The organism is Vibrio sp. 378, assembly GCF_033339435.1.
Window position 1 is genome coordinate 265,923 of sequence record NZ_JAWOUO010000005.1, and the last position, 11,729, is coordinate 277,651.

Genomic DNA, 11,729 nt, shown 5'->3' on the forward strand with positions numbered 1-11,729 from the left:
TTTTGTCCACACTCCCTGTGACAAAACATATACTTCCTGTATTTATTTTTGACCTGTCTGTCAAATTTGTTACACCGCCTAAATTAGGCGGTGTTTTTTTATCTATCAAAAATCTCATCCGCATATCTGGCAGCAATATCACTTTATTACTCTTCTTTCGGATTAATTATCGTTATATCAACACAAAGTGTATGGCTTTGCGATGAGCCTCAACATTATGCTAAGTAATGGTTGTCTGTAACGCGATCAAAAACAAAAAAGGCGCAAATTGATGTCTCAATTTGCGCCTTTTAACGTATTTTAACAGTCAGCTATGGACGGTAAACTTTTACGTTGCTGAAGCCTTGCTCTTGCAAGTAAAGCGCTTGCAGACGGCTCATCACACCGCGGTCACAGTAAAGTAGGTATGTCTTAGACTGGTCTAAGTCACCAAACTGTGTACCCAGCTTGTAGAAAGGGATATGTTTCACATCCACACCTTCGATTTCAAGTGGGTTATCGTCTTCCTCTTCAGGACTACGAATATCTAGCACAACCGCGTGCTCTTCTACCGCTTGAACTTGCTCTACTTCTGGTGCGGCTTGCTCAGACTCTTTCGCGATATCACGAATGTCCATCATGCGAGCTTCTTGAACCACTTGCTCAAGGATACTGAAGTCGAATTTCTCTTCTTCAGCTTCTAGCTTGCCTTTCACCGCTTTCACGGTTGGCTTCTTAGAGATAACACCACAGTATTCTGGCATTGTCTTTGCGAAATCTTCTGTGCCGATTTCACGTGCTAGATTGATGATGTCTTCTTTATCCCAGTTGATAAGTGGACGCAGAATCAGCGTGTCAGTTACGTTATCGATGTGGCGTAGATTGGTTAGCGTTTGGCTCGATACTTGACCTAGTGCTTCACCTGTTACCAATGCTTCGATCTTCATCTTCTGAGCGATCATGCCTGCTGCACGCATAAACATACGCTTCAAGATCACGCCCATTTGGCCGTCATCGACTTTCTCTAGGATTTCCGCAACCACAGGCTCGAAATCAACTGAGATAAAACGTACTTTTGCTGAAGAACCGTATTTGTTCCATAGGTAGTGAGAAACCTGCTTAACGCCGATTTCGTGTGCTGGACCACCTAAGTTAAAGAAGCAGTAATGTACTTTTGAACCACGCTTGATATGAAGATAGCTTGAAACACCAGAATCGAAACCACCCGAGATCAGGCTTAACACGTCTTCTTGCGTACCCAGAGGGAAACCACCTAGGCCTTTATGACGAGACAATACTTGGTTTAGCTTGTCGTTCGAGACTTCTACCTTGATCGTCACGTCTGGGTTTCGTAGCTTAACACTAGCGCTTTCAATCGCTTGATTTAAACCACCGCCTACATAACGCTCTAGTTCAATGGAGGTAAAGTCATGCTTGCCACGACGCTTCGCACGTACAACAAAGGTTTTATTTTCGAGTGCAGCACGGTTGAGTTCTAGCACTTGCTCGAAGATATCGTGCAAGTCTTTAAATTCAGTTTGCTTCACTTCCAGTACGTGGTGAATGCCTGGTGTATGAGTCAAAACCTCAAGAACTTCAGCGTGGAATTCGTTACTCTCAGAGGTCACTTCAATGTGATCACGACGGTTAAATACCGCGACAGACTCCGTGCGGCTCTTAATGATGTTACGAATGTTGCACTCTAAAATCTTTGTGAAGCGCTTACGCACAGATTCACTTTTTACAAAAATTTCTGGATGGGGCTTTACAATAAATTTCATAGTCTAATTCGCAGGTTAGTTTCGCAATCAACAAAGAGTGACACTCAACTTCAATACTTCATACGCAGTAAAACCGCGTTTCAGTCACAAAAAGTAGTCTGAGCTCACTTTTAAGGCGCAAGATTATACACCCAAGCGGATTGGAAAAACAAAAAAAGCGAGCAATCTGCTCGCTTTCTTATCTCTTTACTGACTTAAAACTAAAGCCTAGTTATTGAATTACCGGCACTTCTTCACTGTAGAGAGGCTCGCCTTGCATAATGCTGATTTCAACCCGTCGGTTAAGCGCGCGATTTTCATCAGAATCATTCGGTAACAAGGGTTCCGTATCCGCCATGCCTCGTACTCTTAAACGTTGATGAGAGAAGCCTCTCACTTTCTCCATCTCTTGCGCGACTGATACTGCACGCTGAGAAGAGAGATCCCAGTTAGAACGATAAAGTTCCGAGTCTAGCGGTCGATTGTCTGTATGGCCAGATACTCGCACAATGCCTGGCACGTCTTTTACTAGCTCTGCAATCTGACGAACTAAAGGACGAAACTTAGGCTGCAAGAAGGCCGAACCTTCTGGGAATGCACCTTTTTCACGCACACGTATAACAATCTGCTGACCGAGGTTTTCAACTTCAATGGCGCCTTGTTCAATCTCTCGCTCTAAGGCTTTCTTGATGCTTTCCATCAAGGTTTCCATCTCTTGCGACATCTCTTTAGATTGCTGTTGCTGCATGTCCGCTTCGGCAGATTCATTGTTTTGAGTTGACGTTTCTGGCGATTGCCCACCCGTTAACTTGCCTTCATCACGTTTTGTGCCACCAGCTCGATCAGACTCCCCTTCATGAAATTCGAGCGTCTGCTGAGTGATGTCCATGGTTTGCTGCATGATGACATCAATCGGAGTTGGCTCCGGCCGACCCGGTCGAAACTCTTGGGCAATAATGCTAGTACCTTTGGGAATGTCTTTCACTTCAAGCTGATTTTGCACACCGAAGGCAAATTTCATTGATCCTGCAATTTGTTTGAACTTCAGTACATCCATCTCAGAAAACGAGAGCAGAAGAACAAAGAAACACATCAGTAGCGACATCAAATCTGCAAATGTCCCCATCCATAACGGGAGGCCAGGTGGCGGACAATCGCATTTGTTATCTTCATCATCCATCACGACTCTCCAAGTTACTCGTCAATCTCAAGGGCACGTTTACCTTCATTGAGGTAGTTCTTCAAGTAACTATCGATCACTCGCGGGTTTTGGCCATCTTGAATCGCTAATACGCCATCCATGATCAAACGGCGATTTAGCGTTTCTTGGTCACGGCGAAGAGAAAGCTTATCCGCAATAGGGAAAAACACCATATTGGACAGGATCGCGCCATACAATGTGGTCAAGAGTGCAACGGCCATTGCTGGTCCAATCGCTTTAGGGTCATCCATGTTTGAAAGCATCGCAACAAGACCAACCAAGGTGCCAATCATTCCCATCGCAGGAGCAACGTCGCCAAAGGCGCGAAATACGCCAGTACCTTGCGTATGTCGTTCATCCGTAAGCGCGATGTCTTTTTTGAGTGCCGCTCTCACAACGTCGGCATCATGGCCATCAACCAGTAGATCAATGCCTTTCTGCATGAATGTGTTGTTTATTTCCATCTCTTCAAGAGCAAGAAAACCACCTTTACGCGCCGCATCGGCCATTTCCACAATTTTTGCGATCAGGTCTTCGGGTTCATCCGCTTTAAACATGAAGGCTTTGCCAGCAATCTTTGTCGCACCAAAAAACTGTCCCATTGTGAACTTCATCAACACGACGAATATTGAGCCACCAACGACAATAAGGATCGACGTGACATCGACAAACATGCCGATGCTGCCACCAAGCACCATCGCCATAATGACGAATGCAAAACCACCAATCAAACCTAATAGGGTTGCTAAATCCACAAAGCACTCCTCACGCTATACTCAAATACTGCCATTGGGCGGATTATTACCTGTATCGACAACTCGCGCAGAATTTTTAGAAAAATCTTAGCTAATGGATCACAAATTACACTTAACAACCTCAACCAAAATATGGGGTTTCACCGCTTAGACTCGTTGAACGCTAATTTTGTGACAATTATATAAGGTTAAATTTGACCAAGTTACTAGGCTAAGGTAACTTTCGTGCATCTTACCCGAGGCTTGATTAAGGCAGAAAAAAGATGGCGGTCAAGAAACCAGAAAACATGACCTTTGAAGCAACCATTGAAGAGCTTGATAGCTTGGTTGATCAATTAGAAAATGGCGATCTTGCTCTAGATGATGCCCTGCGTAAGTTTGAACGAGGCATTGCCTTAGCTCGTGCAGGCCAAACTAAATTAAGCGACGCCGAACAGCGCGTGAGCATTCTTCTTAGTGAAGATGATGAAGCACCACTGAGTGACTTCAAACCAGATTCAGAATAACAATCAGTAGTGAGCAATGTGATGCAACAGACATTGACGTCTTTTCAACAAAGAAACAATCAGCAATTGAATTTGTGGCTCGATCAGCTTCCATATCAAGAGCAGCCATTGATTCAAGCAATGAAATACGGCCTTTTGCTAGGTGGGAAACGCGTTCGCCCTTTTCTTGTTTACATCACAGGTCAAATGCTCGGCTGTAAACCTGAAGACTTAGACACCCCCGCCGCTGCTATCGAATGTATACATGCCTACTCACTCATTCATGATGATCTGCCAGCCATGGACGATGATGAACTGCGTCGAGGTCAACCAACTTGTCATATTAAGTTTGATGAAGCAACCGCAATACTGACAGGTGATGCACTACAAACCCTTGCCTTCACTATTATTGCTGATGGTCAATTAAGCCCGGCGGCAGAAGCTCAACGCATCAACATGATCAAAGCCTTAGCGCATTCCTCTGGTGCCAGCGGCATGTGTGTAGGGCAAGCCTTAGATTTAGGCGCGGAAAATCGCCAAGTTTCTCTTGAAGAAATGGAAGAGATACACCGTAAAAAAACCGGAGCTCTGATTGATTGTGCGGTAAAATTAGGTGCATTAGCTGCTGGTGATAAAGGTATCGAGGTTCTACCTCACTTGGAGCGCTACTCAAAAGCAATTGGTTTGGCGTTTCAGGTTCAAGACGATATTCTTGATATCATCAGTGACACAGAAACACTGGGTAAGCCTCAAGGTTCCGACCAAGGTCTGAATAAGAGCACTTATCCTTCCCTGCTGGGTTTAGAGGGAGCCATAGAGAAAGCTCACACTCTGTTACAGGAAGCACTTCAAGCATTGGAAGCTATCCCATACAATACTCAGTTACTCGAAGAGTTCGCCCGATATGTCATCGAGCGCAAAAATTAACACTATAAGCGCGCATTTATATGACTCTTGATATTTCAAAGTACCCAACACTGGCGTTAGCAAATACACCGGAAGAATTACGTCTTCTTCCGAAAGAAACATTACCAAATCTGTGTGATGAACTGCGAACGTATCTGCTAAATTCAGTGAGCCAATCTAGCGGACACTTAGCGTCTGGCTTAGGCACCGTAGAGCTAACTGTCGCTCTGCATTATGTTTACAACACCCCTATCGACAAATTGATCTGGGATGTTGGTCATCAGGCTTACCCGCATAAAATCCTCACCGGACGTCGCGATAAAATGCCAACAATTCGCCAAAAGGATGGTCTACACCCTTTCCCTTGGCGTGAAGAAAGTGAATATGACACCTTATCTGTCGGCCACTCTTCGACATCGATTAGTGCAGGTCTTGGCATGGCCATCAGCGCACAAAAAGAAGGTAAAGGTCGCAAAGTCATCAGTGTGATTGGCGATGGCGCAATTACAGCAGGCATGGCATTCGAAGCCATGAACCACGCTGGCGACGTTCATCCTGATATGTTGGTGATTTTGAACGACAACGAAATGTCGATTTCAGAAAACGTCGGCGCCCTGAATAACCACCTTGCGAAGGTACTTTCTGGTAGCTTGTACACTTCTATCCGTGAAGGCGGTAAAAAAGTGCTGTCTGGTGTTCCACCTATTAAAGAGTTGGTTCGCCGTACGGAAGAGCACCTAAAAGGCATGGTAGTGCCTGGTACTCTGTTCGAAGAGTTCGGCTTTAATTACATTGGCCCGATTGATGGGCACGACGTCAATGAACTCGTCAAAACGCTGAAAAATATGCGTGAGCTCAAAGGTCCTCAGTTCCTACACATCATGACCAAGAAAGGCAAAGGTTATGAGCCTGCCGAGAAAGATCCTATCGGCTACCATGGTGTTCCTAAATTCGATCCAACGCATAATTGTCTGCCGAAGAGCAGTGGCGGTAAGCCAACTTACTCAAAGATCTTCGGTGACTTTTTATGTGACATGGCGGCCCAAGATCCTAAGCTAATGGCAATTACGCCAGCGATGCGCGAAGGCTCGGGTATGGTGCGTTTCTCAAAAGAGTACCCAGACCAATACTTTGATGTGGCGATTGCTGAGCAGCACGCTGTAACACTGGCAACAGGCATGGCAATTGCGGGCGATCATCCAATCGTTGCTATCTATTCGACTTTCTTGCAACGTGGTTATGACCAATTGATCCACGACATCGCGATCATGGACTTACCAGTGATGTTTGCGATCGACCGCGCAGGTCTCGTTGGCGCAGATGGTCAAACTCACCAAGGTGCGTTCGATCTAAGCTTTATGCGCTGTATTCCGAACATGGTGATCATGGCGCCAAGCGACGAAAACGAGTGCCGACAAATGCTTTACACTGGCCATAAGCATTCTGGCCCGAGTGCGGTTCGATACCCTCGTGGTAGCGGCATGGGCGTAGAAATCGAAACTGAGTTTACGGCGTTAGAAATCGGTAAAGGGCGCATGGTTCGCCAAGGTGAAAAAGTTGCTATTCTGAACTTTGGTACTTTCTTGGGTAACGCGCTAGAAGCGGCAGAATACCTTAACGCCACTGTTGCTGATATGCGCTTTGTGAAGCCGCTCGATGAAGCATTAATTCGTCAATTAGCCACAGATCATGACGTGCTCGTGACGTTAGAAGAAAATGTTATCGCGGGTGGTGCTGGTGCTGGTGTCGTTGAGTTCATGATGAAAGATAAAATCATTAAACCTGTGTTGAACCTAGGTTTACCAGATGAGTTTATTCATCAGGGAACACAAGATGAACTGCATGAAGAGCTTGGTCTCGATGCAAAAGGAATTGAAAAATCCATCTTGGATTATTTAGCAAAATAGAATGTAAAAAAAGGGATGCTCATAGCATCCCTTTTTTTACGGTCAACGTTTAATTCATCCAGCCCGCATATTTTGCGACTAGAAACAGGGCAACACCAGCCATAACTCCCGCCACGATATCATCAACCATAATACCCAGCCCACCGTGAACTCGCTTATCTAGCCACCCAATTGGCCAAGGTTTTACCATATCGAAAAAACGAAATAAGATGAAGCCAGTGATCAACCACTTCCATTCAGTGAGTGGAATATTCAGTGCAGGTACAATGCTCATCGTAATCCAAAAGCCTGCAAACTCATCCCATACGATTGAACCATGATCATGCACCTTCATGTCTGCAGACGTCACTTGGCATATTTGAATGCCGATCACACACGAAATCAGAACAACAATGACATACGCCGTAAATGGTAATTGTGCCAACAACAAAAAGAAAGGCACGGCCGCCAGTGTGCCCATTGTTCCAGGGATAAACGGGGATAATCCACTGCCAAAACCCGTCGCCAATAGATGCCACGGGTTCTTTAATGAAATCAGAGAAAGAGGGTTGGTCATATCCTTAAACCTATACTGCTAGTTTGGTTTCAATCGTCATGCCTGTGAGTTGCTCAATAGTAACAGGCTCTTGGCTAGAGCTTAGCTCAGATCATTTAAAGTGGTCGAAGCCACTTAAGTCCCAATCAAGTGGTTGATTGTTATCATGCAGCTCGAAGGTTCCATTTGGTCGGATTTGACCAATACATGTGACCTTACAGCCAGTATGAGATAAAGCGCTTTGTAACGAGCCTCGATTTTGCTCCGGCACGGTAAAACACAACTCGTATTCTTCGCCACTTGCTAAAGCATACTGCTGCGCGCTGATCTTATCATCTAAAAACTGGACTAATTCTGAAGAGATCGGTAGCTGAGAGACATCAATACTCACCCCAACCTGAGATCGCTGTAAAATGTGCTTAATATCAGAGATTAAACCATCTGAAATATCTATCGCCGACGAGGCTAAGCCAACAAGAGCTTGTCCAGCAAGCACACGCGGAGAACTAAGGTAATGAGCTCGCTCTAGTGCTTCCGCGCCGGCTCTGCTGCGCAGAGAGTCATCTAGAATCACATCCAAGCCAGCTTTTGCATCGCCAAGGTTTCCCGTTACATATACCCAATCCCCAGGCTTGGCTCCGGATCGCGTGAGCGCTTTGTCTTCAGGTACAAAACCTTGCACCGTGAGTGTCAGACACAATGGCCCTTTGGTGGTATCACCGCCTATTAACTGAATACCATAGTAATCAGCCAGTTCGAAAAATGCATCACAGAAAGGAGCAAGCCATTCTTCATCTGGCTCAGGCATCGTTAATGCAAAGCTCACCCACGCAGGCGTTGCGCCCATCGCCGCCAAATCACTGATGTTAGAAGCCAATGCTTTGTGTGCGACCCATGCTGGGTTCGCGTCGGCTAAGAAATGCGTTCCAGCTACCAATGTATCCGTGCTAATCGCAATCTGAACATTAGCTGGCGCTTTGACCAAAGCACAATCATCACCAGCGGCTAGATGGACATCTTTACGTTGGCTCTGACGACCGACGAAGTACTTGTCTATCAGATTAAATTCACCAGACATAATTCACTTACTTTTTGATGTAAAAGCTTTTGATACAAAAAAGGTCAGCATGTGCTGACCTTTTCATTGAAGAAATCGTTATTTCTTACGAATGTGAGGTGCTGCTTTATCAAGTACACCATTCACAAACTTGTGGCTATCTTCTGCTGCGAAAACTTTTGCAAGTTCAATCGCTTCATTGATAACAACTTTGTAAGGAACATCTTCGCGACGAGTCATCTCGTACATAGCAAGGCGAAGAAGAGCAAGTTCCATCATATCTAAATCCTGCATAGGACGAGAGATGTATGGACGAATTTTGCTATCTAGCTCAGCGTGGCTAAGTACAACACCGCTTAATAGTTCACGGAAGTAAGCTACGTCTGTCTCTGGAGCAGCAAGCGCTGGCTCAGATGCATGAAGTTCTTCTTCATCGTATTTGTCGCCAGACAAAAACTGTTCTTCAATCTTGGCAACATTCTCTTTAGTAATTTGCCATGAGTAGATCGCCTGTAGAGCGAATTGACGTGCGTTACGACGTGCGGCTGGTTTCACACTGGCCCCCATTAGGAATCAATTTCAGATAGTACATTAATCATTTCAAGTGCGCTTAGTGCAGCCTCTGCACCTTTATTACCAGCCTTGGTTCCTGCGCGTTCAATCGCTTGATCGATCGTATCAACAGTCAAAACACCAAATGCTACCGGAATGCTGAATTCCATAGACACTTGTGCTAGACCTTTGTTCATTTCACTACAAACATAGTCAAAGTGAGGCGTTCCACCGCGAATAACAGACCCTAGAGAAACAATAGCGTCGAATTTGCCAGTTTTAGCAACACGCTGAGCTACTAGAGGTAGTTCTACGGCACCTGGACAACGCACAACCGTGATGTTGTCTTCGCTTACTTGTCCGTGACGCTTTAGTGTATCGATCGCACCAGAAAGTAGGCTTTCGTTAATAAAACTGTTGAAACGAGAAATAACGATAGCAATTTTTGCATTTGGCGCTGGGAAGCCACCCTCGATCACTTTCATAAGCTTTCCTTTAACTCTATTTATAAGTGAAATATGTTCATCAAGTGAGAATCGCCGGATTCTAGCACAAATTTGTGAGCAATATCTAATGGAAATTGGAGGCAAATCACCGGTTCCTAGCCATTGACGAGTTAAGCACGTCAAAGACTAGGAACTTATTGTTCGGTTGTTACTCGCAGACGTACTCAACAACGTTCAGACCAAAACCACCTAACGCGTGGTACTTTTTGTTGGTCGATGACAGAAGACGCATATCATGTACACCGAGATCCGCAAGAATCTGTGAACCAACGCCAACACGGCGAGACGTGCCTTGTTTTTTAGCAAGCGTTGGGGCTTCACCTTTGTCTTGCGCTTCGAACATCTTCACGCGATGAATAAGTAGATCAGTCGATTCTTCATGGCCAAGAACAACCAGCACACCGCCTTCTTCACCAATGCGTTTCATTGCCTTATCTAGTGTCCAGCTGCGCTCTGCATTACGATCGCTACGTAGTAAGTCGGTAAAAACGTCTTGAAGATGAACGCGAACCAGTGGCGCTTTTTCTTTCAAATCGCCCTTGCACATTGCGTAGTGCACTTGGTTATCAATGGTGTCTTTGTAAGTGACTAACGTGAACTCGCCAAACTCTGTCGGTAGCTTGCACTCTGCCACACGTTCAATCGTTGTCTCAGTGTTATTGCGGTACTCAATTAGGTCGGCAATAGTGCCCAATTTAATACCGTGCTTCTCTGCAAAGATCTCTAGATCTGGGCGACGAGCCATGGTGCCGTCGTCATTTAAGATCTCAACAATCACCGATGCTGGCTCTAAACCAGCAAGACGAGCCAAATCACAGCCAGCTTCAGTGTGACCTGCGCGAGTCAGTACACCGCCGTCTTGAGCTGCGAGAGGGAAGATGTGACCAGGCTGCACCAAATCCGCAGCTTTAGCGTTTGGCGCGACTGCTGCTTGAACGGTACGTGCGCGATCTGCGGCTGAAATACCAGTCGTTACCCCTTCTGCTGCCTCAATCGAAACAGTAAAGTTGGTGGTGTATTGCGCATTATTGTCTTGCACCATTGGTGGCAGACCTAGACTTTCGCAACGATCTTTGGTCATGGTTAAACAAATCAGGCCACGGCCATAGGTTGCCATAAAGTTGATGGCTTCCGGCGTAATATGCTCGGCAGCCATGATCAAGTCACCTTCATTCTCGCGGTCTTCATCATCCATTAGGATGACCATTTTGCCTGCGCGAATATCATCAATAATTTCTTGTGGCGTACTGATTGGCATAGTCTGTTATCCCGTTATTCTAAATTTGTTATTGCGACAGCAATGAAAAATTACGTTGCAGTGAATGCTAGTTACGTCAATAGTTTGAGCTTTGCATTAAGCAAGTCAATGAATCTCGCGGTGTTCTGTGAGTCTGCTCTTTATCGCATGCCTCACGCAGCCACTCCCAAGACTTATGCAAAACCGTTTTGCTGTAAAAAGTCCATCGTGATACGAGACTCGGCCTTATCTTCTTGTTGTCCTTGCAGTAAACGCTCCATATAACGCGCAAGTACATCAACTTCTAAGTTGACTTTGCGCCCCACTTGAAACTGGTCAATCGTAGTTTCTTCACTCGTATGAGGAACGATCGTCAGCTTAAAAGCATTTTTACGTAAGTCGTTGACGGTTAGGCTAATACCATCAACAGTAATCGAGCCTTTCTCTGCAACGTACTTGCTAATTTCCGCAGGCATTGCAACCCAAAACTCTATCGCACGGCCAACTGAATTGCGTTCGACAATTTCACCAACCCCATCGACATGGCCAGAAACGATATGTCCACCCAATCGCGTTGTTGGCAACATGGCTTTTTCTAGATTCACCTTATCGCCTACTTGGTATTCAGCAAACCCAGTTTTCTTCAAGGTTTCTAATGACAGATCAGCACTGTAATAGTGGCTTCCGAAGTCAACTACCGTTAAGCAAACACCATTGGTCGCAATGCTATCGCCTAACTTAACGTCTGACATATCAAGCGTACCCGTTTCAACCGTGACGGTGATGTCTTCGCCCTTCGGCGTAATCGCAGCTAACTTGCCAACTGCTTCTACTATTCCTGTAAACATA

Annotated in this window: 12 protein-coding genes; 3 read left to right on the forward strand and 9 right to left on the reverse strand. The window is 45.5% G+C overall.

Annotated elements, in window-relative coordinates; all coding sequences use genetic code 11:
- Positions 1-311: 311 nt before the first annotated feature.
- The 3 genes from thiI to pomA form a co-directional block, all read right to left on the reverse strand.
- Positions 312-1,760 (reverse strand): tRNA uracil 4-sulfurtransferase ThiI, encoded by a 1,449-nt coding sequence (gene thiI / locus R7Q48_RS11800; protein WP_005383617.1) that lies wholly within the window; start codon positions 1,758-1,760, stop codon positions 312-314.
- 211 nt (positions 1,761-1,971) lie between these two features.
- Positions 1,972-2,919, reverse strand: a complete 948-nt coding sequence (locus R7Q48_RS11805) for a flagellar motor protein MotB (RefSeq protein WP_047102078.1) — start codon at positions 2,917-2,919, stop codon at positions 1,972-1,974.
- Positions 2,920-2,933: 14 nt separating this feature from the next.
- The gene (gene pomA, locus R7Q48_RS11810; RefSeq protein ID WP_005381564.1) at positions 2,934-3,695 is read right to left on the reverse strand and encodes a flagellar motor protein PomA; all 762 of its coding nucleotides are present in this window, start codon (positions 3,693-3,695) and stop codon (positions 2,934-2,936) included.
- A 263-nt stretch (positions 3,696-3,958) separates the two neighbouring features.
- Here pomA and xseB point away from each other — a divergent pair, with 263 nt between their 5' ends.
- The 3 genes from xseB to dxs are packed head-to-tail and all read left to right on the forward strand — an operon-like array spanning position 3,959 to position 6,993.
- A complete protein-coding gene (xseB, locus tag R7Q48_RS11815) occupies positions 3,959-4,201 on the forward strand; it encodes an exodeoxyribonuclease VII small subunit (RefSeq protein ID WP_005381566.1) in 243 nt (80 codons plus the stop codon).
- 21 nt (positions 4,202-4,222) lie between these two features.
- Positions 4,223-5,107 carry a (2E,6E)-farnesyl diphosphate synthase gene (gene ispA / locus R7Q48_RS11820; protein WP_318132293.1) on the forward strand — a complete coding sequence of 295 codons (885 nt, stop codon included), beginning with the start codon at positions 4,223-4,225 and terminating at the stop codon, positions 5,105-5,107.
- A 20-nt stretch (positions 5,108-5,127) separates the two neighbouring features.
- Complete coding sequence (dxs, locus tag R7Q48_RS11825) at positions 5,128-6,993, forward strand: 1-deoxy-D-xylulose-5-phosphate synthase (RefSeq protein WP_318132294.1); 1,866 nt, start codon at positions 5,128-5,130, stop codon at positions 6,991-6,993.
- A 49-nt stretch (positions 6,994-7,042) separates the two neighbouring features.
- On the opposite strand, the gene pgpA is transcribed toward dxs, so the two are convergent.
- The 6 genes from pgpA to R7Q48_RS11855 form a co-directional block, all read right to left on the reverse strand.
- Entirely contained in the window at positions 7,043-7,549 is a 507-nt protein-coding gene (pgpA, locus tag R7Q48_RS11830; RefSeq protein WP_031780838.1) for a phosphatidylglycerophosphatase A, read from the reverse strand.
- Between the two features lie 91 nt (positions 7,550-7,640).
- On the reverse strand, positions 7,641-8,606 hold the full coding sequence (gene thiL, locus R7Q48_RS11835) for a thiamine-phosphate kinase (RefSeq protein WP_005381570.1): 966 nt from the start codon (positions 8,604-8,606) through the stop codon (positions 7,641-7,643).
- Positions 8,607-8,684: 78 nt separating this feature from the next.
- Entirely contained in the window at positions 8,685-9,152 is a 468-nt protein-coding gene (nusB, locus tag R7Q48_RS11840) for a transcription antitermination factor NusB (protein ID WP_005381571.1), read from the reverse strand.
- Positions 9,152-9,622, reverse strand: coding sequence for a 6,7-dimethyl-8-ribityllumazine synthase (ribE, locus tag R7Q48_RS11845; RefSeq protein ID WP_005381572.1), 471 nt, complete (start codon positions 9,620-9,622; stop codon positions 9,152-9,154). Before ribE ends, nusB begins: the two co-directional genes overlap by 1 nt.
- 169 nt (positions 9,623-9,791) lie before the next feature.
- A complete protein-coding gene (gene ribBA, locus R7Q48_RS11850; protein ID WP_005381573.1) occupies positions 9,792-10,901 on the reverse strand; it encodes a bifunctional 3,4-dihydroxy-2-butanone-4-phosphate synthase/GTP cyclohydrolase II in 1,110 nt (369 codons plus the stop codon).
- A 173-nt stretch (positions 10,902-11,074) separates the two neighbouring features.
- Entirely contained in the window at positions 11,075-11,728 is a 654-nt protein-coding gene (locus R7Q48_RS11855; RefSeq protein ID WP_005381574.1) for a riboflavin synthase, read from the reverse strand.
- Between the last annotated feature and the right edge of the window lies 1 nt (position 11,729).